The sequence below is a fragment of the Pseudomonas sp. S35 genome (assembly GCF_009866765.1).
In the GTDB taxonomy this organism is placed as follows: domain Bacteria; phylum Pseudomonadota; class Gammaproteobacteria; order Pseudomonadales; family Pseudomonadaceae; genus Aquipseudomonas.
On the sequence record NZ_CP019431.1, the window covers coordinates 948,903 to 975,817 of the forward strand.

Genomic DNA, 26,915 nt, shown 5'->3' on the forward strand with positions numbered 1-26,915 from the left:
CCGCGCTGAAAAAATCCCCAGTAATATTCGGGCATGACCCTCGTGACCGACTCCCTGCCGAATGATCTTCAAGCCTTGAAGGCGCTGATCGCTGCCCAGCACGCAGAGATTGAGCGCTTGAAGATGATGATCGCCAAGCTGCGTCGTACGCAGTTCGGTCGCAGCTCCGAGCAACTGGAAGCGATGATCGACCAGCTCCAGTTGAGCCTTGATGAGCTGCAAATCAGCCAAGCCGAAATGACACCTCCAGTCGAGCCGGCACCTCGCGCAGTTTCGCGCCGTAAACCATTGCCTGAACACCTACCTCGCGAAACCCACGTTCATCAGCCCGAGTCGCAATGCACTGGCTGCGGTGGGACGCTTCGCCATTTAGGTGAGGATGTGTCCGAAGTGCTGGAGTACGTTCCGGCACGTTTCAAAGTCATTCGCCATGTCCGTCCGAAGTGGGTTTGCCGCTGCTGCGAGCACTTCGCCCAGGTGCCGGCACCGAGTCGCCCGATCGCCCGAGGTCTTGCCGGCCCAGGGTTGTTGGCCCATGTGCTGGTCTCGAAGTTTGTCGATCATTTGCCGTTGTATCGGCAGTCCGAGATCTACGCCCGTGAGGGCGTGGAGCTGGAGCGCTCAACCCTGGCCGACTGGGTTGGCCAGAGCAGTCAGTTGCTGCGACCACTGATCAACGCCCTTGAGCACCACGTCATGAGCGGACACAAAGTCCATGCCGACGACACGCCGATTGGCGTGCTCGCGCCGGGCAACGGCAAGACCAAATCGGCGCGCCTGTGGACGTACGTGCGGGACGACCGACCTACGGGGGACGCGACACCGGCGGCGGTCTGGTTTGCCTACTCGCCGGATCGCAAGGGGCAACATCCCCGCGCGCATCTCAAGCGCTTCAGCGGGATCTTGCAGGCGGACGGCTATGCCGGTTTTGCTCAACTATATGCCACGGGCACCATTGAGGAAGCGGCGTGTTGGGCTCACGCCCGGCGCAAGTTTTACGAGGTCTACAAAGACCTGGCTTCACCACTTGCCGCCGAGGCGCTGCAACGGATTGCGGCCCTGTATGCCATCGAAAGCGAGATTCGAGGGCAACCGCCCAACCTGCGAAAAGTGGTTCGGCAAAGCCGAGCCAGTCCGCTGCTGGAACAACTCCACGCGTGGCTCAACCAGACGCTGACTCAACTGTCGAAAAAATCGGCATTGGGCGGTGCGATTCTCTATGCCCTCAATCGGTGGCAGGCCTTGGTGCGCTATTGCGATGACGGGCGAATTGAGATCGACAACAACGCTGCCGAACGCGCGCTACGTGCTGTCGCGCTAGGCAGAAAAAATTATCTGTTCGTCGGTTCCAACGCCGGCGGCGAACGAGCGGCTGCGATTTACAGCCTGGTGGGTTCAGCCAAACTCAACGACCTGAACCCGCAAGCCTATTTGACACACGTGCTGGAGCGCATCGCCGACCACCCGATCAATCGGGTCGACGAACTGCTGCCCTGGAACGTTTCTCTCGCCTCCACGGAACTCTGCGAGGCCGCCTGATCCATGGTCAAAACTGTTCGCTTGCCAAAACCCGAACCTGATTTGTTGCTACTGCACATTGAATTGAAGTGGATCGAACCTGCCATCTGGCGCCGTGTGGCGGTGCCCGAGAACATCACCTTAGGCAAATTGCACGCGGTGATCCAGATCGCAATGGGCTGGCACGATGACCATCTGCATGAGTTTGAAATAGCTGGTGAGAGTTACGGTATTCCCGACTCCGATGGATGGGGGCCTCCCGTGAACTCGGAGACCCGCAAGACTCTGATCAAAGCGTTGAACGGGAAAAGGACATTCCGCTAGGTCTATGACTTTGGCGATGGCTGGGATCACCGGATCAAAGTCGGAAAGAGAAATCCGATGCCCACTCCGTAGGACATTGAGTCGAAATCCAATCACGATGTTCTCATTGGAAGGGTCTGCAACAGATGTCGATTAAGCTCCTGGCCCACGCCGAACGCCTCTTGGACGCTTACGATAGTCAATCCTTGATGCTTGGAGGCCCAATCTTCTGCCGCTGGGATAGATGCGAAGAAATGCACATGGCAACAGAAGGACTGACGAACGTCGGCCGCCTCCTGCGGCAATACCAGTGACACTGCCACGTCGGCAGGTTCAACAGCCTGTATCTCGCTGGGTGAAACCGTAAGCGAAACGGGTGCTCCAGTTGCAGCGCAATGCGACGAGACGCGAGCTGTACGGCCGATTAACGCCGGGAGCATCAGGGTGTCCAGCGCGCACCAGGCATACAGCCGGCGGTTGTCAATTTCCAAGACATGCGACGTCTCGCGCAAGGTGAGGACATAGCCGATGATGTTCCCATCGTTGTCGTATTCGGTACTGGTGGCTTGTTCGAGCACAGCCGCCACTTGCTCAGCGGGCCAGCCAAGAGTCCTGGCAAGCGTAGTTCGCGAAATCGGGCGTCCCTTGGCAAGTTCACCCAGTAGCGCGACCAAGAACTCCGCAAAACCTTTGGGCCGGTTGGTCGGGGTGAGACGTTCGGCGATCTCGGTAATGTAGCGGGCAAATTTCATGGTGCTCTCCATTCATCCAGCGCAGCAGGACAATTGCTTTACGTCCTTGGTGAAAGTCTGCGCCGCGAGCTTCAGGCCCTCGACCATGGTTAGGTAGGGGAACAACTGGTCGGCCAGCTCCTGCACGGTCATGCGGTTGCGAATAGCCAGCACCGCCGTCTGAATCAGCTCGCCCGCTTCCGGGGCCACCGCCTGCACGCCGAGCAACCGACCAGAACCCGCTTCGGCGACCAGCTTGATGAACCCTCGCGTGTCGAAGTTGGCCAGCGCACGCGGCACGTTGTCCAGGCTCAGCGTGCGACTGTCGGTTTCGAGGCCTGCGCGCTGTGCTTCCGCTTCGCTGTAACCGACGGTGGCCACCTGCGGATCGGTGAACACCACCGCCGGCATGGCATCGAGATTAAGCGTAGCTTCGCCGCCGGTCATGTTGATCGCCGCACGGGTGCCAGCCGCCGCCGCGACGTAGACGAACTGCGGCTGGTTGGTGCAGTCGCCGGCTGCATAGATATCCACTGCGCTACTGCGCATGCCCTGATCGATCTGAATGGCGCCGCGTTCATCCAACAGTACACCCGCCGCTTCCAGGTTCAGGCTTTGGGTGTTGGGCGTGCGGCCGGTGGCGACGAACAGTTGGTCGGCGCGCAGTTCACCGTGGTTGGTGGTCAGTACGAATTCGCCGTTGGCGTGGGTCACCTGACTGGCTTGTGTCTGCTCAAGCACGTCGATGCCCTCCATGCGGAAGGCTGCGGTCAGCGCCTCGCCGATGGCCGGATCTTCGCGGAAGAACAGCGAGTTGCGCGCCAGGATGGTGACGCGGCTACCCAGCCGGGCAAAGGCTTGCGCCAGCTCCAAGGCCACCACGGATGAGCCGATCACGGCGAGCCGTTGCGGAATACTGGCGCTGGCCAGTGCCTCCTCCGAGGTCCAATAGGGGGTGTCTTGCAGCCCGCGAATCGGCGGCACGGCCGCACCGGCGCCGGTAGCGATCAGGCAGCGGTCGAACGCGACTTCGCGCCCGCCCCCCTCGACCAGTTCGACGCTGAGCGTGTGGCCGTCCTGGAAGCGAGCGGTGCCACGCAGCACGGTGATGGCTGGTGTGCTCTCCAGAATGCCTTCGTACTTGGCGTGACGCAGTTCGTCGACAAGGCCTTGCTGTTGCGCGAGCAGCCGCTCGCGCAGGACGGTCGGCGGCGTGGCGGGCATTCCGTCATCGAACGGACTCTCGCGGCGCAAATGAGCCACATGCGCGGCGCGAATCATGATTTTCGACGGCACGCAGCCGACGTTGACGCAAGTGCCGCCGATGGTGCCGCGCTCGATCAGAGTGACGCGGGCGCCGGCTTCCACCGCCTTCAAGGCGGCCGCCATTGCCGCACCGCCGCTGCCTATGACTGCAATGTGTAGCGCGTCGCCGTTTTTGCCGACCTCGGTGTCGCTGCGCAACCAGCCCAGCGCCTTATCGAGCTGGCCGGGGCGCGGTTGTAGCGAGGCGACTTCGAACGACGCTTGATACCCAAGGGCCTCGACGGCGGCTTGCATTTGTTCACGGCTGACAGCCGCGTCGGCCGTCATTTCGGCCTTCCCACCGGCGTAGGAGACGTCCGCCCGGTGCACGCCGGAGATTCCCTCCAGAGCATCTCTGACGCGGTCGGCACAGGAGGCGCAGGTCATACCGTGGATTCGCAGTGTGGTCATAGCGTTTACTTCCTCAAATGGGTCTCTTTGCGGCATTACTGTTTTGGCTGTGGTGGGCAGGCACCCGGGGCGCAACGGGGGTGGGCGGGCGACACGAGATCCCAGATCGAGCCCCCAAGCATGAGGGCCAGACCGATATAGAGCAGCCAACCGCTCCGCCAGCCATAAGCCCGCATCAAAAACACCGCAGCCAAGACCAGGACAGGGCCTATCAGGCCGAGTGCAGTTCGCTGCCACTGCCGATGTTTGAGCCAGCCAAGGGAATTGACGAGCAGCGCCAGGGCCGCAAACAAGGGCAGTAGCGTGGTGATGAACAGGCCTTCCCACTGGCTCAAAAAGCCCAGACCGATTGCAGCGCCTAAGCTAGCCAGAGCAGGAAAACACGCGGCGCAGCCTAGGGCTGAAACCAGCACACCGACGGAACTGGCTTTGTCACCGATCCGCGTGAACAGATTGAGAGGATTTCTCATTGGTATTTCCTCCTATTGCTTGATGGTAGATGGATAGCCGGCATCCTCGGTCGCCTTGGTCAGGGCCTCGGAGTTGGTCTTGGCATCGTCGAAGGTCACGATGGCTTCGCGTTTCTCGAAACTCACCTCGGTCTTGGTCACGCCCTCGACCTGGGTCAGCGCTTTCTTGACCGTGATCGGACAGGCGGCGCAGGTCATGCCCGGTACCGACAGGGTGACGGTTTGGATGGCGGCCCACACCGGGGAAACCACGGCAATGAGCGCGAGAGCGGCAAACAGCTTTTTCATGGGAGACTCCTGCCTGATCAGTAAAACAACGGGAGGATGTAGGGGAAACCGAGCGCGACCAGCACGAGTGCCATCACGAGCCAGAAAATGAACTTGTAGGTAGTTCGTACCTGCGGAATTGCGCAGGTCTCACCGGGTTTGCAGGCTTGAGCCGGGCGGAAAATGCGCCGGTAAGCGAAGAACAGCGCCAACAATGCCGCGCCGATGAAAAACGGGCGGTAGGGCTCCAGAACGGTGAGATTACCGATCCAGGCGCCGCTGAAGCCCAGGGCAATTAGCACCAGCGGGCCCAGGCAGCAGGTGGACGCAAGGATCGCCGCCAGACCTCCAGCGAGGAGTGCACCACGGCCCTTTTGTGATTCAGACATGGGTTCAACCTTTCGAATGTTTGATCGATGGGTTAAGGTTATTTCCGTAGTCAGGTACGGAGTCAAGCGGTATGAAAAACACTGCGGAAAGCCTGACCATTGGCGTCTTTGCCAAGGCAGCCGGGGTTAACGTGGAAACCATTCGGTTCTATCAACGCAAAGGGCTGTTGCCCGAACCGGACAAGCCCTACGGCAGCATTCGTCGCTACGGCGAGGCGGATATTGCACGGGTGAAATTCGTGAAGTCCGCACAACGGCTGGGCTTCAGCCTCGATGAAGTGGCCGGACTGTTGCGGCTCGATGACGGTACGCACTGCAATGATGCGCGTGTGCACGCCGAGCAGAAGCTCGAAGACGTGCGGGGGAAACTTGCGGATCTGCGGCGGATCGAGTTGGTCCTGGCGCAGTTGGTTGATGACTGTTGCGCGAGCCACGGGACGGTTAGCTGCCCGCTGATCGATTCGCTGCATGGAATAGATAGCCACGAAAATTTCGCGCCTTAGCCTACGATTTCCCGTTTCATTGCCCCCCTGTTTGTCGGCTTGAACAGGAAAAGAGCGGCGCTCAATGAGCCCCGTTGACTGGCCAAACCTACGGTCTGCTTTTAGCCACGCTCTTACCCTACAGAGCCGAGAGTCCTGATCACTTCGAATGCAAATGATTGGTCAGTTGCAACGCAAATGGGTGGTCAAGTGGGGTGCAATTTCGCAGTTTTTGAGTGTGAGCGCGTCAATCAGCGGTTAAAGGGGATTAAGGTCTGAGATGCAAGGCGGTGTAGTTCGGACGCTTACGCTTCGTGTTTCCCGGTACCGACTACCAGGACAACATCGAGGTCGGTGGCCACCCGGTTGGCCACGTCGATTACGGCATCAGTCCGCTGGGCGATCGCGTGTACATCAACATGATCGAAATTGAACGGGCGCAGCGGAGGCAGGGCATCGGCCTGGCAGTGCTATGGCAGCTGTGGCGCACACACCAGGTGCCGATTGTGCCGCTGGATCAGTGCACCTCATCCGATGGTTTCTGGTACCGGGCTCGCCGGCGATTCGCAGCGGCCGGCGCCGTGCTCGGTGAGGAGCTGCGCGGCGACGAGCGACAAGACCTGGAAAAGCAACGCTGGCAGCACCTGGTGCCGGAATCTGTAAACGACCGCTCCCACCGTAAATACTGGGAATGGGTCGCCAGTGAGCACGCGGCAGGTCGGCCTGCAGGCCCGGGCATACGATGAAAGAACTCACTCCCCCCAGTCCACCGCCGTGCTGTTGCCGATCGGCGAATGTCCTCTAAGCACTGGTGAATTCCAGCATTTGGCCAGCGTGCCGGCGGCGGTGGAATGGTGCGCCAATATCGACAACCCACGCCCCCCGACGCGCTTATCAACACGACCTGGAAGACTTCTGAGGTTTGTCGGGCTCACCGGCGCCGATGAGTTCCGCAGTCACCCGCGCGCGTGCTGGCCTGGCGCGCTCAACTGGAAACCTGAGGCCTGGCCGGCGCCACGATCCGGTGCAAACTGGCGGCGTTGGCCAGCCTGTTTGATCATCAAAGGCCGCCTGGAGCATCTGCGAGTCTTGGAGCAGCAATCCAAGAAGTCGTTAATGCCCCATTCGCTCGCGCAGGTAGGCGATTATGGTCTGTTCGTCGGTCGACCGTTTCGGTTTGGGCAGGTGTTTCGGCCATCGACCATATTCCGCGCCGAAAAATCTTTTCTGTTGGCCTTCGTCCCAACGCAAAATCTCCCGGGAGGCTGATTCCCACCATTCATGACGGCACACTTCGAAGTACGGATGGTTAGGTGCGGCGCTTCCGTAAAGTAGATCACGGCAGACTTTTTTCATGCCTTTGCGTGTATTACGCAGTTTCCACTTGATCCGCAGGCGCTGCCAGGGTGACGGCACAGGTTTGCAGCGCGGCACTTCAGTGCAGAGGGCGGGCAGTTCAGGGTGAAACTGTTCACCATGTCGACTGAAAAAGTGCTTTTGCATAGCATGGAAGAAGCGCTTTTCGGCGAAGTAGTGATAAACGTAGTTTTTCGCTTCCTGAATTGGCTTGTTGCGCATCGCGAATGATAGGGCGATTTGCTCGATAGTATGGATATCGAATGATCCTTGAGTCCACTCGTCGATCAGTCGAATCGACTCTTCGAGCAGCGGCGTATCACTGTCATTGAGACCACACAGACCACTGTTGTACAGCTTGAAACTATTGCTGGCCGAGATACCGTATGCTTCTAGCCGCTGACCGAGCTTTACATAGTCTGGACGTTCGCAGACATAGCTCCAGTCGTATTCAAAGCGATCCATCACATACCGTCCTTGATCAATCCGTCCGAATATACGGTGGGGGGAATCCAGGAACAGCGTGTCGGTATCTACGAATAGGGTTTTTTCTGCCAGTTTTAGCCCTTCCGCGATCGCGCAGGCCTTACGTCGGTGGTGGTAGCCGTTTTCACCTTGCCATTGGATCATGGTCTGATTGCTCAGGGCGATTGTGTCAACCGGCCAACCGGCGTAATCCTGCGGGCGATCAGTCATAACTCTGATGCACAGCGACTCGCCCCGTTTGAGCTGGGCCAAGGCGGTCAGCATGCTGAATTTTGCTTCGCGCCGGTAGACAGCCTGGTCGCCGTAGATGAGATAGAGCAACTGGTGCGATGTTTTTTCTAGAGGGGGCAGCGCATCGCGCATAGTTAACTCCAAGCAGGAGGATGTCATTTATCTAATTGACCTGTGGTTATTGCTTCTTTTCCTACTTACACAGCCGCATCGCAATAGCATCGAATTCGCGGTCAAAGCTAGCTTTCTCTGCCGCGCTCAAGAAACCCTGCTGCTCGACGAATTGATTGGTTTGGTCCCGGATCGCTTCAACACGGTTGAGCATACGTTCAGCTTCAACCTGGGTAAGCTTGCGCGCTTTTCGCGTTGTGCTGATATCAGCACTCAGAACGTTTGCTCTCACTGATATGTGGGCTTGTCTGGTGTCACTGATCTTACCGCCAGTTTCACCAACCACTGCACGCTGGCTTTCTACATCACAACTCTGCAGCTCAAAGCTTTTCTGAGCCGCTACGGTGTTCAGGCTCACAGCCATCAACGAAGCTAAAATTTTGTATTTCATGGCTTTTCCCTGATCGTTGGCTATCTCATGCAACGACGGACTTTGTCAGTTCTGTAAGAACCCTATCCAGATGAGGTGCAAGCTCAAACACCTCCGACCGCAGCACTGCAAGGGAATCCGCTTCATATCCGTAGCGTGTGTGCGTGAAAAGCTGAGAACACTGCTTGATCCGGTCAATCAATGGAAATCCTGGGCTAAGCCGTTCGGATACGTCATGCAAAAGGGCGCATAGGTCAGGTGGAATTTTCTGGTACAGGCCAAAGAGGTCATGCTTGTTCTGGGGAAGCCCTGAAACGAGCTTCAAAAATGACGGTGACGCTGGGTTCTGCTCGACCAGAAATGACTTCAGATACTGCTCCGAAGCAAGCCCCGCAGTCATAGCGGCTACCGAGAAAAGATCGGTTTCTCCGCCGATTGCGTGCTGCTCAAGTATTTGAGCAGCACGCAGGAAATCACGCGCATAGGTGACGACCTGGAATGCAGGCAGGTGTGTTTTTGGAGTGCTCATCGACGCATCCCTGTTATTCAAAGAGCGCTTGGACACGAGCCAGCACATCGTCAATCACCATCTCGGGCACTGACTCAACTCGCTTAGCGCCACGAGCCTCAAGATCAACAGTACGAATCTGATTACACAGGACAACCCCCTGTGTTTCGGTGCCTGAACCGCTCAATGGCACCGCAAATCCGGCATAGCGAGCAAAGTCGCCGCCCTGCGTGACTGGGGCAATAACTGCAAGCCCAGAGGCGTTGTAGGCCGCCGGCGTTAGGACCAACGCCGGACGAAAATCACCTTGCTGCTCGCGGCCCGCGGTGGGATTCAGATTCAGACGAATAATGTCAGCACGGTTAAATTTGTTTCGCTTCACGCTTCACGTCCTACCGGTGATATTGCGTTCCAAGCAGCAAGCTCTGCTGGCTCTGGTGCGGTCAAATCGCATTGCGCCATCAAATCGGTCAGACGGTAATGAGGTTTAGCCTTGGCTGGCTTGAGCGTCATAGCTTCAGCTGACACATCAAGAATCAGGACATCTCCATTGACCAGGCTCATCTGCTTGAGAGCGGTAGACGGCAAACGGATCGCCTGACTATTGCCCCACTGCTGTATTTTCACTTGCATAAATACCTCCATATCGTAGACACATTGTAGATACGCAGCGCAGCAATCTCAAGCACTTTGTATAAACATAGTCTCTACAATGCAAATTCAACAGCACGCCGTATAGTGATCGGATCAACTGAAAGATAAGGCTTGGTATGATCGAGTTGGGCGTGGCCAAGGATGGTTGGAACAGTCTCAAAGTCGCCGGTTGCAGTCAGCACCTTGGCTAGCTATGTGACGATCCAAGCTTGATGCCTGCTTGCCGATAAAGCCGACTGAACGTTTGTTGCAGGCTGTCGCAGGCCCTGCCTGGTGTTCTCGGAAAGTTAGTCTTTGGCCTGCAGTTCTTTTTCAATCTCGGCCAGGTCTTGTGCAAACGCCTGGTCGAGCAGGCTCGGTTTCTTTTTCCAAGGTCGTGTTTCCGGTTCCGGCTCTGCCGCATAAAGCGTCACAGCATCGGGATTCGTCTGCAGATGCTGCTCAAATTGCTGCTGCAGCTGTTGTCGCAGTTCATCTTTGGTCATTCAACCACTCTCATTTGTATCAGGTCGGGTCATGTGGTGGGTTGCACCCAGGACTACATGGCGACGGCCAGGCGGCCGGCCGGGTACTGGCGCATAAACTCCATGCTATCCACGGCCGGGGCTTTCAACCAATCGGCGTACAGCCCTTTAGGCAAAATCACCACCATGCGCTTTTCATCCTGAGGCTTATGGTAGTTACGCATGAAGGGGTGGTCGTCCGCATTGATGATCAACATAGTGTAACTGTGCAGGATCTTCCCGGTACCGGGATCGCGCCATTGCTCCCATAGTCCCGCGATGCCCAACAATTCGCCGTCCGCGCGGGTGATACGCGTTGAAATTGACTTCCCTGATCGCCAATCAGGCTCGTAAATAGCTGCAGCAGGAATGATGCAATGCTGGGCCTTGCGCCAAGCCGTGCGAAACGATGGTTTTTGACTGGCTGTTTCCGATCGGCAATTGTAGGTGTGCCGAGCGATTTTAATGTCCTTGCTCCAGGACGGAATCAGTCCGAACGAGCCTGCCAGCCCTTCCACCGGCGCCGGCGAATCCGCATCGACCTCGACGTGCTCCACCTGGCGAACGAAGGGGCCGGTGTAGCCTGGGTACAGTTCCAACTTGCCCTGCTCGAAAGGCTCGATGCCGAATGTCTCGGCCACTCGCTGCGGCGCCGGTGCTTCGTAATGGCTGCACATACACAAATTCCTCCGGATCCTGACGCCTCAATTGGCATTTACCGTCCATAACTGGTCGAGCCTGGTCGTGTAACTCGGGCTTTTCAATTCCCGGCGCATTGCCCAGGCCGGCGCCGCCGGCACAGCCGCGGCGCGCAGCGTGCCGCGTCCCCATCGGTTGTTGATTTCGTCCAGGACGCTCATCACCTTGTCGGCCGCAGCCGGCTGGGTATGCGCAAACAGATCATCGGTAAATTCACCTGGTTGACGCAAATCCATCAGCAACACCTCAGCCTTGCTGTATCGGAACCCTGGGCGGAAAAGACGTTCCACGGCCTGTGTGGCGGCCTTGGTGATCAAACGCACGTCGTTGGTAGGATAAGGCAGCTCCACCAGCACGCCGTTAGCGTAGCGGGCTTCGTCGGGGTTAAACATGCCGGTGCGGATGCCGACGCGGATCTTCTTGCACAGCGAATGCTGGGCCCTGAGCTTTTCCGACGCACGCTGCGCATAGGTGGCCACCGCCTCTTTGATCGGCTCAATCTTCTCCAGGCGCACGCCGAACATTCTGCTGCAGCAGATCTCCTGCTTGGCCGGCGCCGCTTCCTCCAGCGCCAGGCACGACGTGCCGGCCAGCTCACGCACGGTTTTTTCCAGGAAAACGCTGAATTTGCGGCCGAGCAAGACAGGATCCGCCTTGGCCAGGTCCATGGCCGTGTGAATGCCCAGGGCCTGCATGTGCGCCGTCATGCGTCGACCTATGCCCCATACCTCCTCAACAGCGGTGTTGCGCAACACCCAGTCGCGTTTGAAAGGGTCGCACAGATCCACAACGCCCCCAGTTTGCGCCTGCAGCCGTTTCGCGGTGTGGTTGGCCAGTTTCGCCAGGGTTTTGGTGTGGGCAATTCCCACACCTACTGGGATCCCGGTGTGTTTTAGGACTTTGGCACGGATCTTTCGGCCGAATTCCGTGAGGTCGCCAGGCATGCCTGTCAGGTCGCAGAAAATCTCATCAATCTAAAGGGAAGATTGTGAACTATGGACATAGCCACAGAGCAGTCATGGTCTGCTGTTGACTCTGATCTCTGATGTCCATACTTCACCTCCATTTTCCCGCGAAAAATCTAAGGGGTGCCCATACGTCATTGCATTGATCCAACCCTCTATTAGCTAGCTGCATCGCGTTTGACCTTTTTTCAGCTGACGTCCCTAAGCACTTGCGCATATGCGTAATTGCATGGACTTGACCGGTCGTTTGCATTGACTTGACCAGCACACTGGTTAGCCTTGACCGGCAGAAATCGGCCAGAAGCCGTCACGTCGTATCACTCGAGATGTCAAAGTCGTAAAGAATGCGAGCATCGCGAAAACCTTCTCTGTTCTCTGCCACCCACGTCCACAATGGAGTCACCCGCGCTAGCAGGCCCCGCCCCAGTTCGGATGATTCGTAGTCGACACGTGGCGGCACCTCGTTGTAATCCTGGCATTTTACCAAACCGTCTCTTTCCAACTGGCGAAAGCTACGGGTCAATATTTGCTGCGTCTCGCCGCTCATGCACCTGACTATCTCTGCATGCGACAACCGTCCCGCCACACCTAGTATGTGGACGATTCCCAGTGACCAGCGATTAGCAGCACGGCTGAGAACTTCTGGTCGCGGTAGGGATGGCAGTTACCTGCCACCCCCCGCACAGATCCGTACGTGCGGAACTACCGCATACGGCTCCTGCCTTGGGTACGTGACGCGAAGCGATCCTCAGGATACGGGTGTGCATTCTTTGGGCTCGGTATGTAGTGATCTGTGAGCAACCCGAAGCGAGACCATTGCAGCCGATTTCGCTGGCTGCGTCGCCCGAGAGCCTGACGCCAATATCGGCATAGGGCCTTCCTAAAACCACTCAGTAGTTTCAAGTTTCCTGGCACCGCGTGGTAATTGAAGTAACCACTCACCACCCGAGTGAGCCATTGCCCTTGAGGCCGGATGGGTTCATGACGTCGGCGCTTCAGCTCATCCCGAATAGCCAGCAGCGTCGCACGCATTCGCTTCTTGACCGTCAGTCGCAGTATTTGAAACCCAACGCCTCTGTTGGTACTACAACAGTGCGTGAAACCCAGGAAGTCAAACGTCTCCGGTTTACCTAAGCCTCGCTTTCTACGATTTCTCGCAGCAAAACGACCAAACTCAATCAGCCGTGTCTTCGAAGCGTTGAGCGATAAACCGAACCTGGCCAGCCGTTCCTGCAACTGCACCAGAAACTGCTGAGCCTGCCATTGCGTGCTGAATCCGACACTGGCAATCAAAGCATCGGGCCGGGCACACTACTGAATTACCTAGCCTTTGAAGGGTTTGGAGTAGGAACGGCGTATTAGCTGCATGAGGTAGCCACTTGAAACGCTAGGACTGCCCCGACAGTGAGGTAGTGATTGGGTAAGTCAGCCAAGGGCAGCTTTCGGTCGTTTTCTGCTCGTCGTGAAAGTCAGAAAACGGCCATCATCGGACGGATCGTTTAGCTGGCTTCCCTGCGGTCGTATGGGATCCTAAGCAGCCTACCGCGAAGGGCAGCAGTCGGCCAGAAGCGGTCCTTTGAAAGCGTCTACGGAAGAAGGACCGATTCAAACCATTTGGCGTAAGGTGCAGGTTATGCCGCATTAAGAATCTAGTACCTCAATCGGTAACGATTATCCCGAATCAATTAGTGATGTCGAGCGCCGCAAATGGCTTACTCACTCACATCGTGAGCATCCGATTTAGGATGCACGATGGTTTACGGGCCTTCCCCGGCCGCTTGCGTTTTTTTGGATGTGCCCTATAGATCAACGGCAAGTGATTCTTGGCAATTCGCGGATGCGCGCAAACTCCAAACGGTAACAATTAACGCTCTACAATCCTTGCCGATTTGCGATACCTGTAGCCCCACGAATGCCGAGAGGCATGGTTTTGAAAATGGATTGTCATGAGTAACTGCACAAGGATTTGCTGTGTGATTGCCTGTGTATTGGGCGTTTTCAATCCGGTACTAGCCGAGGATCAGCTTCGGCGCGCAGACCTGATGAGTGTTTACCAGCAAGCAGTCATTAACGATGCAAAGCTTTCCGCCGCCCGACACGCGTTCGGTGCGCAACGTGAGGCTATCCCTCAAGCGCAAGCGGGGTTACTTCCCACCCTCAGCGCTGGCGGGTCGGTGGAAGCGGTGCGACTGGAACGCGACCAACCTTCGTTGACGCGTACCCGTAATCAAAAAGTATTCCAAGCCAATTTAAATCAACCGGTGTTCCGGCTTGATCGCTGGTTTGCGCTTGAAGCATCGCAGGCGAGTACCGCTCAGGCAGAACTGGAGCTGTCGGCAAAAGAGCAGGAATTGATGTTAAGCGCTGCGCAGGCTTACTTTGAAACGCTGCGCGCACAGGACTTATTGGCTGCATCCAAGGCTGAAGAGGCCGCGTTGCTGCGTCAGCAGCAGCAAGCGCAGGCTCGTTTGGACAATGGCGCTTCAAGCATTACCGATTTACTGGATGCGCAGGCTGCCTTCGACACGGCCACCGCTAATCGCAAGCTGGCTGAGCGAAAAGTGGAGGATGCCTTCGAGGGGCTTTCTCGACTGACGAAACAGCGTTATTCGTCCATTGAGGCGATTGCGCATCAACTTCCAATAGAAACGCCTCAGCCCAACGACTCAAATGTGTGGGTCAGCCGGGCTGTGCAACAAAATCTTGCGTTGTCGGCGAGCAACTATGCCGTCGCCGCCGCCGAGCATACGCGTAGCCAACGCAAGGCGGGTTTTGCGCCGACGCTGGATGCGGTGGTCTCCTATCGCAAGGGCGATAACGACAATTTCGGCTACAGCAATCCCACGGACTTTGGGCGTTCCGGCTATTACGGCGACGTCGCGCAACGCAGTGTGGGGCTTGAGTTGAATATTCCGCTGTACTCGGGTGGTTCTACGCGTTCCCAGGTGCGTGAAGCCACCGAGCGTCTGGCACAGAGCGAGGATGAGCGCGAAGACCAACGGCGTGAAGTCGTGCAGAACGTGCGTAATTTGCACCGCGCCGTCAACTCCGATACCGAGCAAGTGATCGCGAGGCGCCAGACTATCTTGTCCAGCCAGGCATCTGTTAAAGCCAACCAGGTTGGGCGTGAACTGGGCTCACGCAATACGGCCGACGTGCTCAATGCCCAGCGTCAACTCTACAACGCGGTCAGGGATTACAACAACGCACGCTACGACTACATCATCAACACGTTGAAACTCAAACAGGCCGCTGGGACGCTGAGTCCAGCCGATCTCTCCAGCCTGGCTATGTACCTGACTAAAAACTACGACGCCGATAGAGACTTTCTGCCGGTGGATGCACGAAATCAGCGTTAATCAAGGTGCGCACTTCAAGCTTCCACAAGACCCCACTGTCACACAACCACCATGAATCTGGCGTAGATGTGTGCTGCACTTTTTGATTGAACACTTTTGAACTGGCATGGATGCGCTATGAGCGAACAAGGCTCACATACGGAATTACCTGTAGACACGGGGCTGGCCTGTTTGGTGGTGCTGGCGCGCCTGCATGACATTGCGGTGAGTGCCGAGCAGTTGGCTCACGAATTTGGCCCCGAAGGCCGCTCTTGTGCAAAACAGGAATTGCTATTGGCGGCGATGAAGTCGGGCCTCAAGGCAAAGGCTATCCACACGACGACGGGGCGCCTCGACCAAACCCCACTTCCGGCGATTGCGACAGACCTTGATGGCACCTTCTTTATCATTGCCAGGGTCGACCAGGGAAAGGCGCTGATTCACGATCCCCGTCAGGCGCGTGCCGAAGTCATCGACTATGAAACGTTGCAGTTACGATGGACCGGCGAGTTGATTCTCCTGCGATCCGAAACGGGGTCGTCCAATCAACCTTCTCGGTTTGATTTCACCTGGTTTATTCCAGCCATCATCAAGTACCGCAAGTTGCTCGGTGAAGTGCTGTTGGTGTCGTTCGTACTTCAAGTGTTTGCGCTGCTGACGCCACTGTTTTTCCAGGTGGTGATGGACAAGGTATTGGTCCATAACGGGCTTACGACTCTGGACGTGGTTGCCACCGGATTACTGGGCATCATGATTTTCGAGTCGGCCTTGAGTGGCCTGCGCACTTACCTGTTTGCCCACACCGCCAGCCGCATTGATGTCGAGCTCGGTTCGCGGCTGTTCCGTCATTTGGTCAATCTGCCCTTGGCGTACTTTCAAGCTCGGCGGGTTGGGGACTCCGTGGCCAGGGTGCGTGAGCTCGAAAACATCCGCAGCTTCCTCACCGGCAACGCCATTACGGTGGTGCTCGATGTGCTGTTCTCAGTGGTTTTTATTGCTGTGATGTTCTACTACAGCGCGTGGCTGACCTTGATTGTCCTGTTGTCGCTGCCCTTGTATTTCTTGGTATCGCTGATAGTTACACCCGTCCTGCGTGCGCGTTTGCAAGATAGCTTTGCACGCGGTGCGGAAAACCAGGCATTTCTGGTCGAGACCGTGAATGGCATCGATACGGTGAAGTCCATGGCGGTTGAACCTCAGGTCGTCCGCAAATGGGAGGATCAGATTGCTGGCTACGTTGCCGCAGGTTTCAAGACCCAAAACCTGTCGGCGATTGCCAACGAGAGTGTGTCCTTTATTGGAAAACTGGTCACGGTAGCGACGCTTTGGATGGGCGCACGCCTGGTGATTGACGGTCAATTGACGGTGGGCGCACTGATAGCGTTCAACATGATGGCCGGCAGGGTCTCCCAACCGATTATGCGTCTGGCGCAGCTCTGGACCAGTTTTCAGCAGACCGGCGTTTCTGTGCAGCGCCTGGGGGATATTCTGAACTCGCGCACGGAAATGGCTCAGGCGGCGCGCAGTGCGCTACCACCGTTGAAAGGTCATATTGAATTTGACCAAGTGCATTTCCGGTATCGGGTGGATGGCTCTGAAGTCTTGCGCGGTATCAGCGTGCAGATCGAGGCAGGGCAAGTCATTGGCGTGGTGGGGCGTTCGGGTTCTGGAAAGAGCACGCTGACGCGTTTACTCCAGCGCTTGTATGTTCCGGAACGTGGGCGAGTACTGGTCGACGGCATGGATCTGGCGTTGGCCGATGTGTCGTCGTTGCGCAGGCAGATTGGTGTGGTGCTCCAGGACAACATGCTGTTCAACCGCAGCATTCGGGAAAACATCGCACTCACAGACCCCGGTATCGCGTTGGAGTCGGTCATGCAGGCCGCACAGATGGCCGGCGCCCACGAGTTCATCCTGGAACTGCCTGAAGGCTACGACACCGTGGTCGGGGAGCACGGGGCCTCCTTGTCTGGCGGCCAGCGTCAACGAATCGCCATCGCTCGCGCGTTGATCGGCAACCCGCGCATCCTGATTTTCGACGAAGCCACCAGCGCGTTGGACTATGAGTCGGAGCGCGTCATTCAGCAGAACATGCAAAGCATTTGCGCCGGTCGCACCGTCATCATCATTGCGCATCGGCTGTCCGCAGTGCGTGACGCCCACCGCATTCTGGTGGTGGACCGCGGACAAATTGTCGAGCAGGGATCCCATGCTGAATTGTTGGCACATCAGGCAGGACATTACTCACGCCTGCACCGCATGCAACAAGGATAAAAACAGGGCAGGGAGATAGTTAGCATGGCATTGGCACTGCTACAGCGTTATCGGCAAGTCTGGAGAGAGTCCTGGGGCCAGCGCAAGAGGATGGAAACGCCCAAGCGACTACCCCATGAGCTGGCGTTTATGCCGGCTGCTTTGACCTTGCAGGACAGCCCGGCGCATCCGGCCCCGCGAGTCTTCGTTTGGGGGATCATGCTGTTTTTTGTCCTGGCGCTTGCCTGGGCTTACTTTGGAACCATCGAAGTGGTGGCCGTCGCCTCCGGGAAAATAGTCCCCAGTGGTAAAACCAAGCTGATCCAATCCATCGAAACTGCGGTGGTCAAGGCGATCCACGTCAGTGACGGGCAGCGTGTGCAAGTGGGTGAGGTGCTGATCGAACTGGATGCGACTTCGGCTGATACTGAGGTACGACGCACGCAGGGTGACTTATTGGCAGCGCGTATAGATCGCGCCCGTAGTACGGCGATGCTGCAGGCTATCGAGCACCAGCAAGAGCCGATGCTGGCGCGTGACAGCATGGTGGATCTCAGCCCCGAGCAGACGCTGAATGCCCAGCGCTGGTTGCAAGGGCAATATCAAGAGTATCGAAGCCAGTTGGCGCAGGCAGAAGCTGAGATTCTGCAGCGCACTGCGGACATCCAGGCTGCGCAGGTGCAGGTGGTCAGCTTGCGTCAGGCGTTGCCGATCGCGACACAGTTGGCTAAGGACTATCAACTCTTGCTAGCCCAGCAATATGTTGCCCGCCATGAGTACCTGCAAAAGGAACAAGCACGCTTGGATGTGTTGCGCCAACTGAGTGTGCAACAGGCCAGCGTATTGCAATCCACGGCTGCCCGGGGCGAAGCACAACGTCGACGCGAAGGCGTGGTGGCGCAGACTCGACGCGCCATGCTGGATCTGCAACAAGAGGCTGTCCAGAAGGAAGCGAGCCTGGTTCAGCTGCTGACCAAGGCCCGCTATCAAGAAACCCTTACCCAGCTCAAGGCGTCGGTAGCTGGCACTGTCCAGCAACTGGCGGTGCATACCGTGGGTGGTGTGGTAACGCCAGCGCAGGCATTGATGGTCATCGTGCCTACCGACCAGCCCGTTGAAGTGGAAGCCCTGCTGGAAAACAAGGATGTGGGTTTTGTCCGCGCCGGCCAGGCGGTGACCGTCAAGGTGGAAACCTTCACCTTCACTCGTTATGGCACCGTTGAAGGGGAGGTGATCGGGGTGTCCAACGATGCGATAGACGATGAAAAGCGTGGGCCCGTCTACAGCAGTCGGATTCGACTGAAAGAGGATCATTTGAATATCAAGGGAGAACGCGTTGCGCTATCGCCGGGTATGTCGGTCACGGCGGAGGTCAAAACGGATCAGCGTCGGGTGCTGGATTACTTCCTGAGCCCTTTGCAGCAGCATGTTCAGGAGAGTTTGAGAGAGCGCTAGGCGACTATTTTCATGGATGGGGTTCGGTCTTGCGCGGCTCGAACAGTCTTAGGTTTAAGGTCCTCACTTTTGATGGCGTGCTCTGTGCAGCTAAAACTAAAAATACTCCTCACGGCGATACTTCTTACGACGATTCCACTTATAGGGAGCGCCACAGTGCCATGTACTTTTGAAAATAAGGGGCTGGGTGGTGGGCCGTCTTTTAAGTTTAATTTTTCAAAAGAAGAGTGCCGACTCGTGGAAACCCGTAACGGCAGTGTTGTGACGCTTACAGTTCAATATCCGGAGATGAAATTGATAGGTGCCAGAGTGGTGGATGACTCTGTGGTTGTCTTGCGGATGAGCCATATTGATTCTGAAAGATACGACCAAAATGGAATCGTCGGAACGCGGGAGCCAGATAGGCGCTTGGGCACTATCGATATTTATGATGTTGGATCTGACGAAATGTATCGTTTTCGTGGCAAGGATGGTGAAGTTGTCTTTGTGAGGAATATGGGAAATACCTATTTGGCTAAAAGGCTTGTGGCGGGAGACGTATTTGTTTTTTATCAATATTCAAAAAACCATCAGGATCTTGAATATTTAGATGCGACTATCACGGGTTTTTTAAGTCAGAAACTGGTTCGCTGAGGGACTGAGTATGAATCTTGTTGAGTTTGATTCTAATCCATCAAGGTGGAAACCTTCACCTTCACCCGTTATGGCACCGTTGAAGGGGAGGTGATCGGGGTGTCCAACGATGCGATAGACGATGAAAAGCGTGGGCCCGTCTACAGCAGTCGGATTCGACTGAAAGAAGATTATTTGAATATCAAGGGAGAACGCGTTGCGCTGTCGCCGGGTATGTCGGTGACGGCGAAGGTCAAGACGGATCAGCGTCGGGTGCTGGATTACTTCCTGAGCCCTTTGCGCCAGCATGTTCAGGAGAGTTTGAGAGAGCGCTAGGCGGACTATTTTCATGGATGGGGTTCGGTCTGGCGCGGCTCGAACAGTCTTAGGTTCAAGGTCCTCAATTTCGATGGAATGCTCTGTGCAGCTAAAACTGAAAATACTTCTCACTGCGATACTTCTTACAACTATTCCACTTATAGGGAGCGCCTCAGTGCCATGTACTTTTGGAAGTAACGCTCGCGGAGGCGAGTTATCTTTTAAATTTAATTTTTCCGAGGAGGACTGTCAGCGAGTTTTTACTCGGGATGGTAGTTCGTTGGCACTTTCCGTTCAATACCCGGAAATGCGCTTAGTCAAGGAAAGAGTATTAGATGGTGAATTGATAATTTTGCGTATGAGCCATATTGATCCTGAGCGATATGACCAAGATAGGGTGATCGAAGGGCGTAAGCCAGACAGACACATAGACGATATAGATGTTTATGTTGTCGGCTCATTGGATGTGTATCGTTTTCGAGGCAAAGACGGTGCCATCGTTTTTGTCAGTGATTGGGGTAATACCTACGTGGCGACACGTCTGTTCGCGCACGATATTTCTATTTCTTACCAATACTCTTCAAACCATAAAAACGTTAAGGACATGGATGCTGCTGTTCTGTCCTTTCTCGATGAACATCTTATTCGCTGAGGTGCTGATGTATGAATATCGTCAATTTTAACGCCGAGCAAGACTCAGCACTTCGAGCCTTTTTAGTCGAAAAAAATTACCCGGCTGCGTATGACTATATGCGTTTGCTGATAAATGAAACGTTACTTCATACGACTGATGAGCGAGTGAGGCAAGATCTTGAGGCTGCTTCCACGTGGCTCAAGTCTGCGAGTGCTATAAATCGGAATGATGGCTCGTTTACCAGTGAGATGGTACGCGGTTCCATGTGGGCGGCTGTTGCATTATCAGGGGGTAGCCTTACGGATGCTCAATTCCAAAAAGCGTCAGATAACCTGGCAAGTTCTGTTTTAAGCAGAACATTATTTTTAGGCGGTTTTCCTGAAACTCAGAACGTTCTCGACGAAGATGTAAACTCCGCTGTAAATGAGTTTGGACTGGCACGTTGGCAGTGGGCCGGAACGGTAGGCGATATACTTCCGGTTGCGCTCGGTGGCCTCGGTTATGACTATGTTCAGATCCCTGGTGAGACCTCCACTGAACTTGTCAGCAATTACGGTTTTTCGCTTATACAAAATGCCGCGGGTATCGGTCGATGGCTTGCCCACGGCGTAGAGGAGACCGGTGAAGCAGTCATTATCGTTACCCGAACAGTTGACTGGCAAAAACTTATCCTCATGCCTTTCCTAGGGCTTGCGCCCCTCGACAATCCCCTCCAGCCGTCGACACTCGCCACGGCCGAGGGTATACGTGCCATCGACGTCAATGCTGACGGCAATGTGCAACTGATGGTGCCGCTTGCATCCAGTGCTGTTGGTGAAGCGACATTGCTCTACAAGAAAGATAGCGTTCAAATCAGCGTCGCCGGAATTTCCTTAATGGAGGTCCCGAAAGATTCGACTATTACCGTTGGAAAGCAAAACGTTTCTGTATCACACAGCTATGGCGACTTGTCGGCTACCTATCGTTTGACGGCTCAAGGGGTAGCCGTCGCATGGAGAAACGCCGATGGTGGATTGGCGGTGGAGCAGACCTACGGTTTCGATGGACTGCCTGTAAACACCACCTGGAAGCAGAACGGTCAAACGTTCACCGGACCTGCACAGGATCTGGCCGCGTTCATCAGCCAGACGTCTACCCAAGCTGGCGCGTTGGTCTTGTCCCAGACCCTGGCATCTCAGCAGACACAAATAGGAGCCCTATTGGCTGCACCTGCCGAGGGGGCATTCGCTGCTGCAGAAAATGCCCTGTCCTTGAAGGCTCTGCAGCATCGCCTGGCCCAGGAACCCTATTCTGATCGCTGGTCACCCACTGCATTGGGCGCCAGTATTCCTTTTGCACTGAGATTGTCGAACGGCTTACAGGCGGCAATCCAGCAAGTACTCAATATTGCTCAGCAAGGCTGGGGTACTTACAACGTTGGGGTCGTCACCATCCTACCGTTGGAGGTATCGGGATCTGGCCAATACCATCTGCCGCTGGTGTTGGACTTGGCAGGCAACGGCATAAAAATGCTCCCACCGTCACAAAGCAACGCCATGTTCGATCATAACGCCGATGGGATAAAGAGCGCGGTGGGATGGGTCGGGGCGGACAACGGCATCCTGGTGTTTGATACCAATGGCAATGGCGCTATCGATAATGCAACCGAGTGGTTTGGGGAGTCCTTCTCGGTACCTGGAAGCAAGGCACCTGCAGGGCAAAATGGCTTTTCCGCACTGGCGACCCTCGCCGCTTCTGGGAGTGCGGTTTTCTCTCGGGATACCGCGTTGATCAACCCCTCGACCGGGGGCAGTTATTTTGACGCCGTTAAAGTTTGGGTGGATGCGGATCAGAATGGCATTTCTACACCTGACGAACTGAAAACATTGACGTCTCTGGGTATCGCATCCATTGACCTGATATCGACGCATGACGGCCGTCAGGTGGGAGGGGGGTTAATCGATTCCACCGCCGGTTTTACGTTCACCAATGGCACACGAAGAGATATTGCCGATATTGGGTTGGCCGAGAAAGCCGAGGCTGCTCAAGGGGCCGCGCCCATCAACCCAGGCACCCTGATATTTGCCGATTACGCCTCCAAAGGTTACGCGTCGATGGCCGCAGGCCAGGCGCGCGGTGCTGACGCGGCGCTGGCAACGACGGCGCCTGACTTTGTAGGTTATACGGCCGCGTTGCAGGCCTGGTCAGTCAAGCAGCGTTATCGCAGTAGCCAGGGGTTTCCCAACCCTTTGCTCGGGGTGCGCGATCGAACGCTCATCACCTTCTATGAAGGTGAAAGTGGTGCCCAACAAGGGAGCACTGCCGGTAAGCAAGTGATGGCATTGCTACAGCAGGGCTCGACGTACTACGGCTCTGTTCGCGCCACTCTGCAAGCCGTTGATGCGGGGACGATGGCGCTGGAGCAGGCGCAAACTGCGGCGCAAATTGGCAACGCCGTGCCGAGCGCTGAGGCGCGTTCGACCGCCCAAGCCAAGGCACATTCTGCCGCTATCTCATGGGGCGCCGCAGCGGCCTCGTATTTGACCACCTCAGAGGCGTGGGCTGCTTACACCGGCAGGTTGGAAGCCTTGCGCGGCCAAGTGAACAGCCTGGTTCCGGTGAATAAGAATTCAATCGGCCATTTACCCGGGAATAATACTTTTTTCTCCCCCGATGATGCGGGTTTCGCTGCGGATACCTTTACCGCTTACGCCGCCTTATTGCAATTGTCCAGGGACCTCAAAGTCGGTATCGACACGTCTCTTGGGGCGTTCGCGCAATCAGCGGGTTACGCCAAGGCCTACACCGGTGTGGCGGGAGGGACAGTGGCTGTCGACAAAGGCTACAACTTGATTCTCGCGGGCAGCGGCGCGCAACGCTTCGTGCTCAATAACAGTGTCGATAACGTGCTGGTCAGCCAGGCTTCCGGGCAGGTGACTCTGCAAGGATTTCAGGCGGGCAGCGCTGGCGATCAGGTTCAGTTGCTTGGACTTGGCGATAGCGCCTCTCTCATTCGCACCCAAGATGGCCTGCGTGTAATAGCCGCCGGCGGCCAACGCTATGTTGATCTATTGGGCGCCAATGCATCGGACTTGAGCCTGTTTGCCAATTTCAGCGGTGTACGCACACTGTCGTTCGCTGGCTATGACCAGGCCGGAGTACGCAGTCTGCGAAATAACGGGCTCAACGACGGCCAAGTGCATATCAACGAGATCATTGCCTCACGCTACGGCGATACGCTGATAAGTGGCGATTGGAGTTCTGTGCTCAGAGGCGGCATTGGCAACGATACTTTTCTGGTAACCGGGCGAGGCGCCTGGATCGATGGTGGAGCGGGCACCGATGTCGTTAGCTATACAGAGATAGCCGGCGGTGTGAACGTCAATTTGTCCTCAGGACGCGATAGCCTGGAAAGTACGCTGTATAACATCGATAACGTTATCGGCTCCGCGTGGAGCGACACATTGACAGGCACCACCGCCAATAATGTGTTGGCAGGTGGTCGAGGCAATGATCGGCTTGAAGGCGGTGGTGGCAACGATGTGTACGTCTTCGATCGGGGAGACGGCCAGGATAAAGTGATCAATGGTGTCTCGGGCAATACCGGGCCGAGTTCGATACTGAAGTTACAAGCAGGTATAAAGGCGGCCGACTTGTGGTTGGCACGCGAAGGCAACAACCTGCTTGTAGCTGTGTTGGGCAGCCGTGACCGCATCGAAATTCAGGACTGGTTCGCAGCCGACTACCGCCAGCTCGCGGCTATCGAACTGTCCAACGGTCTGAGGCTTGGCAACGATGCGTTGGAACTGGCCATTGCCACTCAACAATCCTGGAAACAAGCCAATTCCGGTTTTAATCCCGTAGACCCATTGACGATAAATAAGCCTCCGTCGCTGGACGCTTATTTTACCGCCCATGTGGACGTGCCACTGGTGCCTTCGATTTCAAATGTCGCGCTCGAAACGCGTAGGGTTTATGAGTCGGGCGCGGTCACGCAAGGCGCAGGTCTGGCGACGACGGCCGCCAACCAGGCCGCGGCGGCAATTGCGGCGTTGGGCAGCAAGAGTGCTCAGGCCAGCAGCCTTGGCCGTCAGGTGTCGCTGATTTACCTGGTCCCCAGTATGAACACCTACCGTTATTACAATAGCCAGGACCCACAGGCCTATATCCTCACGACACAGTTCAATTTCGATTCGACCAACCCAATGACGGGCCGACCCAAGAGCGTGGTCAGCTACGAGCGCATCAGCGCGCTGAAGGCGGATGCCTTTTATGTAAAGCATATTTTCGAGGTATCTTCTCCGCCGTCCTCGACGACCAGCAACCCCTATCTGGAACGTGGCGTGGGTGCTGTTGCCGCCTCTGTTGCCGCCTTCGCATCGATCAACAGTTCACTGTCGCTGACTACGAGCGTGGGGCAAGCAGTGGCGTCTTCAGCCAGCGCTCGGCAATCTGCGTTGGGCCAGGCGGTCAACGCGAATGACACGAAAAGTGCCGCGACCGCACACTCAGCCAAAGAGGCAGCGACCGTATTTGAGCGCGGGTTGGGCAGTACGGTTTCACTCTATCAAAATGCACTCGATGGCTTGGCAGGCTCATCGGCGCTGATCGCTCAAACAGCGGCCAACCTCGCAAGCATCCTGCCGCCAACTGTCGTTACGACAACACAACGTTACGTTACCAAGAGTCTATTTCCGCCTTTTACTCCGGCACACTGGGTAACGGTGACCAGCACCAGCCGTTACGAATGGGCGTCTACTGTCGATAGGGACAAAGCCAATGCATTGCTAACGGCTCAGGCGAGTGCGCAAGAAGCGTACACCCAAGCAAGCGCCAGTCTGCAAACCTACAAAACGGCGTTGGGATCGGTGTTGGGTTACGCTGATGTTCAGTTCGTTTCGGGTAGCCAAGTCTCAGCGGTCGCTGCTGCGTCCGCAAGCTTATTGATTTCAGGCGCCGGGAATGGGCATGGCATGACCGGCGGTGCAGGCCGCGATATGTTTTTGTTCACGCAGTCGGCGGGAGCAACCGGTCACCGCATCAATGCTTTTCAGGCCGGAGTTTCAGGCGACCGATTGCTGCTGAGTTCAGCCTCCAGCACGGCTTACCTGGATGAAGATGCTTCGGCGCAGGCCCGTCTGTCTTTCTCGCCAGGCACTCCTTTACTGACCTTAACCGGGGTCAATCTCAATGCTCTCTCCCTGTACGACAATCTATTAGGTGTTGCTACCGTGGATTACTCCGGTTCAAGCAAAGGGATAGTTGCGCAACTTGACTCACTCACGCCACGGGATTTTGATGGCTTTACCCATGTGCAAAACCTCAACGGCAGTGCTTTCGCTGACCGGTTGAGCGGTGACAGTCGGGACAACGTACTCAATGGTGGGGCCGGTGATGATGTTCTGACGGGCAAGGGCGGAAACAACGTGCTGAGCGGTGGTGCCGGTAATGATATGGCCAGTTATGAAGGCGCCCCAACCGGCGTGGTCGTAGATCTGGCTAAAGGCACGGCAAGCAACGGGTACGGTGGGATCGACCGGCTGACGAGTATTGAGAACCTTCTGGGCTCCAGCCACGACGATATCCTGTCGGGAGATACCGGTAGCAACCGACTTGAAGGAGGAGGGGGCAATGACTTGCTGATCGGCGGTGGTGGCTATGACCACTATGTAATTGCCAGAGGGCGGGGGCACGACACTCTTATCAATGGGATAGGAGAAGCCCGGGGTGCCCTGCGCATCGACAACGAGTCCCGTGAGTCGCTGTGGTTTCAGCGGGCGGGTAATGATCTGCGCGTGCAACTATTGGGCAGCGATACCGACATCACTGTGCAGGGCTGGTATGACAACTCCGTCAGCCGGCTGGACAGGATCGCCCTCGGTGGAAGCCATACGGACTATCTACTGGGGACGCAGGTTGACCAGTTGGTTCAGGCAATGGCAGGGTTCAGTGGCAGTCATCCCGGATTTGATCCGAAGGCATCGGGCGTTATCTCAGATGCTTCGTTACTGGCAACGTTGAGCAGTAGCTGGTTGACGAGTCCTGCGGCTTAAACATCAGATCTTAGACGCGGTTGACGTGCAACCGCGTCGTGTTTGACCCTAAAGCATTGCGGCTATCTCCATTAGAGGGACTCTTCGCCATTTTCTGAAAACCATCTAGTGACCTCTTCTATTGCTGCACCCAGGGCATGCTGGTTGTGCAGAAGCAGAGCGTCTGCCGTGGCGATGTTGGAGTCTGAATTATTTGGCATGGATTAGTCCTTGATCGAGGCGTCTGCAGAGACTAGTCCATTGCAGCCGGATCATGCTCAACCAATCAATCTCGACGCTTTGTTTTCCGCACCCAAATAGCGCACCAGTCCCATATCAGAACCATATGGCCTTTTTTCAGACGCCAAAAACCACAAAACCCAAACTTTCTCTAGGAAAGCAGTAGTTTGCGCTTACTGAATGTGGCGATGAAGAAGCGATTCGAACTCCCACAAACCTTTCCCACCATCATTGC

Annotated in this window: 22 protein-coding genes and 4 pseudogenes; 12 read left to right on the forward strand and 14 right to left on the reverse strand. The window is 56.2% G+C overall.

Annotated features, from left to right (window positions below):
* Positions 1–33: 33 nt before the first annotated feature.
* Both PspS35_RS04175 and PspS35_RS04180 read left to right on the forward strand, forming a co-directional pair.
* Positions 34–1,539, forward strand: a complete 1,506-nt coding sequence (locus PspS35_RS04175) for an IS66 family transposase (RefSeq protein ID WP_003425038.1) — start codon at positions 34–36, stop codon at positions 1,537–1,539.
* Positions 1,540–1,542: 3 nt separating this feature from the next.
* Positions 1,543–1,839 (forward strand): annotated as a pseudogene (locus PspS35_RS04180) (plasmid pRiA4b ORF-3 family protein); the annotation flags it as partial.
* A 95-nt stretch (positions 1,840–1,934) separates the two neighbouring features.
* On the opposite strand, the gene merB reads toward PspS35_RS04180, so the two are convergent.
* From merB to merT, 5 genes are read right to left on the reverse strand one after another with little or no spacing between them, the layout of a single operon-like run.
* Complete coding sequence (gene merB, locus PspS35_RS04185; RefSeq protein WP_003425042.1) at positions 1,935–2,573, reverse strand: organomercurial lyase MerB; 639 nt, start codon at positions 2,571–2,573, stop codon at positions 1,935–1,937.
* 12 nt (positions 2,574–2,585) lie between these two features.
* Positions 2,586–4,268, reverse strand: coding sequence for a mercury(II) reductase (gene merA / locus PspS35_RS04190; RefSeq protein ID WP_003425044.1), 1,683 nt, complete (start codon positions 4,266–4,268; stop codon positions 2,586–2,588).
* 35 nt (positions 4,269–4,303) lie between these two features.
* Positions 4,304–4,738: an organomercurial transporter MerC gene (gene merC / locus PspS35_RS04195; protein ID WP_003425046.1), complete on the reverse strand. Its 435-nt coding sequence runs from the start codon at positions 4,736–4,738 to the stop codon at positions 4,304–4,306.
* Positions 4,739–4,750: 12 nt separating this feature from the next.
* Positions 4,751–5,026, reverse strand: a complete 276-nt coding sequence (gene merP / locus PspS35_RS04200) for a mercury resistance system periplasmic binding protein MerP (protein ID WP_003425048.1) — start codon at positions 5,024–5,026, stop codon at positions 4,751–4,753.
* Between the two features lie 17 nt (positions 5,027–5,043).
* Positions 5,044–5,394, reverse strand: a complete 351-nt coding sequence (gene merT / locus PspS35_RS04205) for a mercuric ion transporter MerT (protein ID WP_003425049.1) — start codon at positions 5,392–5,394, stop codon at positions 5,044–5,046.
* A 71-nt stretch (positions 5,395–5,465) separates the two neighbouring features.
* On the opposite strand from merT, the gene merR reads away from it, so the two are divergent.
* From merR to PspS35_RS30185, 3 genes and pseudogenes are all read left to right on the forward strand, one after another.
* Positions 5,466–5,897, forward strand: coding sequence for an Hg(II)-responsive transcriptional regulator (gene merR, locus PspS35_RS04210; RefSeq protein ID WP_003425050.1), 432 nt, complete (start codon positions 5,466–5,468; stop codon positions 5,895–5,897).
* A 293-nt stretch (positions 5,898–6,190) separates the two neighbouring features.
* Positions 6,191–6,622 carry a GNAT family N-acetyltransferase gene (locus PspS35_RS04215; RefSeq protein WP_178123087.1) on the forward strand — a complete coding sequence of 144 codons (432 nt, stop codon included), beginning with the start codon at positions 6,191–6,193 and terminating at the stop codon, positions 6,620–6,622.
* A gap of 28 nt (positions 6,623–6,650) precedes the next feature.
* Positions 6,651–6,937 (forward strand): annotated as a pseudogene (locus PspS35_RS30185) (integrase); the annotation flags it as partial.
* A 52-nt stretch (positions 6,938–6,989) separates the two neighbouring features.
* On the opposite strand, the gene PspS35_RS04220 reads toward PspS35_RS30185, so the two are convergent.
* From PspS35_RS04220 to PspS35_RS04260, 9 genes and pseudogenes are all read right to left on the reverse strand, one after another.
* Positions 6,990–8,081, reverse strand: coding sequence for a hypothetical protein (locus PspS35_RS04220; protein WP_159932904.1), 1,092 nt, complete (start codon positions 8,079–8,081; stop codon positions 6,990–6,992).
* A 61-nt stretch (positions 8,082–8,142) separates the two neighbouring features.
* On the reverse strand, positions 8,143–8,511 hold the full coding sequence (locus PspS35_RS04225) for a hypothetical protein (protein ID WP_027606810.1): 369 nt from the start codon (positions 8,509–8,511) through the stop codon (positions 8,143–8,145).
* A gap of 25 nt (positions 8,512–8,536) precedes the next feature.
* Positions 8,537–9,019 (reverse strand): hypothetical protein, encoded by a 483-nt coding sequence (locus PspS35_RS04230; protein ID WP_159932905.1) that lies wholly within the window; start codon positions 9,017–9,019, stop codon positions 8,537–8,539.
* Between the two features lie 13 nt (positions 9,020–9,032).
* Positions 9,033–9,380: a type II toxin-antitoxin system ChpB family toxin gene (locus PspS35_RS04235; RefSeq protein ID WP_159932906.1), complete on the reverse strand. Its 348-nt coding sequence runs from the start codon at positions 9,378–9,380 to the stop codon at positions 9,033–9,035.
* A complete protein-coding gene (locus PspS35_RS04240) occupies positions 9,377–9,631 on the reverse strand; it encodes an AbrB/MazE/SpoVT family DNA-binding domain-containing protein (protein WP_159932907.1) in 255 nt (84 codons plus the stop codon). The genes PspS35_RS04235 and PspS35_RS04240 overlap by 4 nt, the downstream gene beginning before the upstream one ends.
* 308 nt (positions 9,632–9,939) lie before the next feature.
* Positions 9,940–10,137, reverse strand: coding sequence for a hypothetical protein (locus PspS35_RS04245; protein ID WP_159932908.1), 198 nt, complete (start codon positions 10,135–10,137; stop codon positions 9,940–9,942).
* 53 nt (positions 10,138–10,190) lie between these two features.
* Positions 10,191–10,832: an SOS response-associated peptidase family protein gene (locus PspS35_RS04250; protein WP_159932909.1), complete on the reverse strand. Its 642-nt coding sequence runs from the start codon at positions 10,830–10,832 to the stop codon at positions 10,191–10,193.
* Between the two features lie 27 nt (positions 10,833–10,859).
* A pseudogene (locus PspS35_RS04255) lies at positions 10,860–11,828 on the reverse strand (DUF4113 domain-containing protein); the annotation flags it as partial.
* Positions 11,829–12,126: 298 nt separating this feature from the next.
* Entirely contained in the window at positions 12,127–12,483 is a 357-nt protein-coding gene (locus PspS35_RS04260; RefSeq protein ID WP_159937977.1) for a helix-turn-helix domain-containing protein, read from the reverse strand.
* Between the two features lie 1,282 nt (positions 12,484–13,765).
* Here PspS35_RS04260 and PspS35_RS04270 point away from each other — a divergent pair.
* The 7 genes and pseudogenes from PspS35_RS04270 (at position 13,766) to PspS35_RS04300 (ending at position 26,461) form a co-directional block, all read left to right on the forward strand.
* Positions 13,766–15,178 (forward strand): TolC family outer membrane protein, encoded by a 1,413-nt coding sequence (locus PspS35_RS04270; RefSeq protein ID WP_159932911.1) that lies wholly within the window; start codon positions 13,766–13,768, stop codon positions 15,176–15,178.
* Between the two features lie 117 nt (positions 15,179–15,295).
* On the forward strand, positions 15,296–17,431 hold the full coding sequence (locus tag PspS35_RS04275; RefSeq protein WP_040266316.1) for a type I secretion system permease/ATPase: 2,136 nt from the start codon (positions 15,296–15,298) through the stop codon (positions 17,429–17,431).
* Positions 17,432–17,455: 24 nt separating this feature from the next.
* Positions 17,456–18,865, forward strand: a complete 1,410-nt coding sequence (locus PspS35_RS04280) for an HlyD family type I secretion periplasmic adaptor subunit (RefSeq protein ID WP_159932912.1) — start codon at positions 17,456–17,458, stop codon at positions 18,863–18,865.
* 84 nt (positions 18,866–18,949) lie between these two features.
* Positions 18,950–19,498: a hypothetical protein gene (locus PspS35_RS04285; RefSeq protein ID WP_159932913.1), complete on the forward strand. Its 549-nt coding sequence runs from the start codon at positions 18,950–18,952 to the stop codon at positions 19,496–19,498.
* A gap of 36 nt (positions 19,499–19,534) precedes the next feature.
* A pseudogene (locus PspS35_RS04290) lies at positions 19,535–19,813 on the forward strand (hemolysin secretion protein D); the annotation flags it as partial.
* Positions 19,814–19,898: 85 nt separating this feature from the next.
* Positions 19,899–20,447, forward strand: coding sequence for a hypothetical protein (locus tag PspS35_RS04295; RefSeq protein ID WP_159932914.1), 549 nt, complete (start codon positions 19,899–19,901; stop codon positions 20,445–20,447).
* Between the two features lie 11 nt (positions 20,448–20,458).
* Positions 20,459–26,461, forward strand: a complete 6,003-nt coding sequence (locus tag PspS35_RS04300; protein ID WP_159932915.1) for a calcium-binding protein — start codon at positions 20,459–20,461, stop codon at positions 26,459–26,461.
* Positions 26,462–26,915: the final 454 nt, after the last annotated feature.

Bases quoted from the DNA above. Each gene is read 5' to 3' on its own strand.
- PspS35_RS04220 (WP_159932904.1), bottom strand. From the start codon at position 8,081: ATGCGCGATGCGCTGCCCCCTCTAGAAAAAACATCGCACCAGTTGCTC.
- PspS35_RS04175 (WP_003425038.1), top strand. From the start codon at position 34: ATGACCCTCGTGACCGACTCCCTGCCGAATGATCTTCAAGCCTTGAAG.
- PspS35_RS04280 (WP_159932912.1), top strand. From the start codon at position 17,456: ATGGCATTGGCACTGCTACAGCGTTATCGGCAAGTCTGGAGAGAGTCC.
- PspS35_RS04240 (WP_159932907.1), bottom strand. From the start codon at position 9,631: ATGCAAGTGAAAATACAGCAGTGGGGCAATAGTCAGGCGATCCGTTTG.
- PspS35_RS04270 (WP_159932911.1), top strand. From the start codon at position 13,766: ATGAGTAACTGCACAAGGATTTGCTGTGTGATTGCCTGTGTATTGGGC.
- merP (WP_003425048.1), bottom strand. From the start codon at position 5,026: ATGAAAAAGCTGTTTGCCGCTCTCGCGCTCATTGCCGTGGTTTCCCCG.
- merA (WP_003425044.1), bottom strand. From the start codon at position 4,268: ATGACCACACTGCGAATCCACGGTATGACCTGCGCCTCCTGTGCCGAC.
- PspS35_RS04230 (WP_159932905.1), bottom strand. From the start codon at position 9,019: ATGAGCACTCCAAAAACACACCTGCCTGCATTCCAGGTCGTCACCTAT.
- merB (WP_003425042.1), bottom strand. From the start codon at position 2,573: ATGAAATTTGCCCGCTACATTACCGAGATCGCCGAACGTCTCACCCCG.
- merC (WP_003425046.1), bottom strand. From the start codon at position 4,738: ATGAGAAATCCTCTCAATCTGTTCACGCGGATCGGTGACAAAGCCAGT.
- PspS35_RS04225 (WP_027606810.1), bottom strand. From the start codon at position 8,511: ATGAAATACAAAATTTTAGCTTCGTTGATGGCTGTGAGCCTGAACACC.
- PspS35_RS04300 (WP_159932915.1), top strand. From the start codon at position 20,459: ATGAATATCGTCAATTTTAACGCCGAGCAAGACTCAGCACTTCGAGCC.
- merT (WP_003425049.1), bottom strand. From the start codon at position 5,394: ATGTCTGAATCACAAAAGGGCCGTGGTGCACTCCTCGCTGGAGGTCTG.
- merR (WP_003425050.1), top strand. From the start codon at position 5,466: ATGAAAAACACTGCGGAAAGCCTGACCATTGGCGTCTTTGCCAAGGCA.
- PspS35_RS04275 (WP_040266316.1), top strand. From the start codon at position 15,296: ATGAGCGAACAAGGCTCACATACGGAATTACCTGTAGACACGGGGCTG.
- PspS35_RS04245 (WP_159932908.1), bottom strand. From the start codon at position 10,137: ATGACCAAAGATGAACTGCGACAACAGCTGCAGCAGCAATTTGAGCAG.
- PspS35_RS04250 (WP_159932909.1), bottom strand. From the start codon at position 10,832: ATGTGCAGCCATTACGAAGCACCGGCGCCGCAGCGAGTGGCCGAGACA.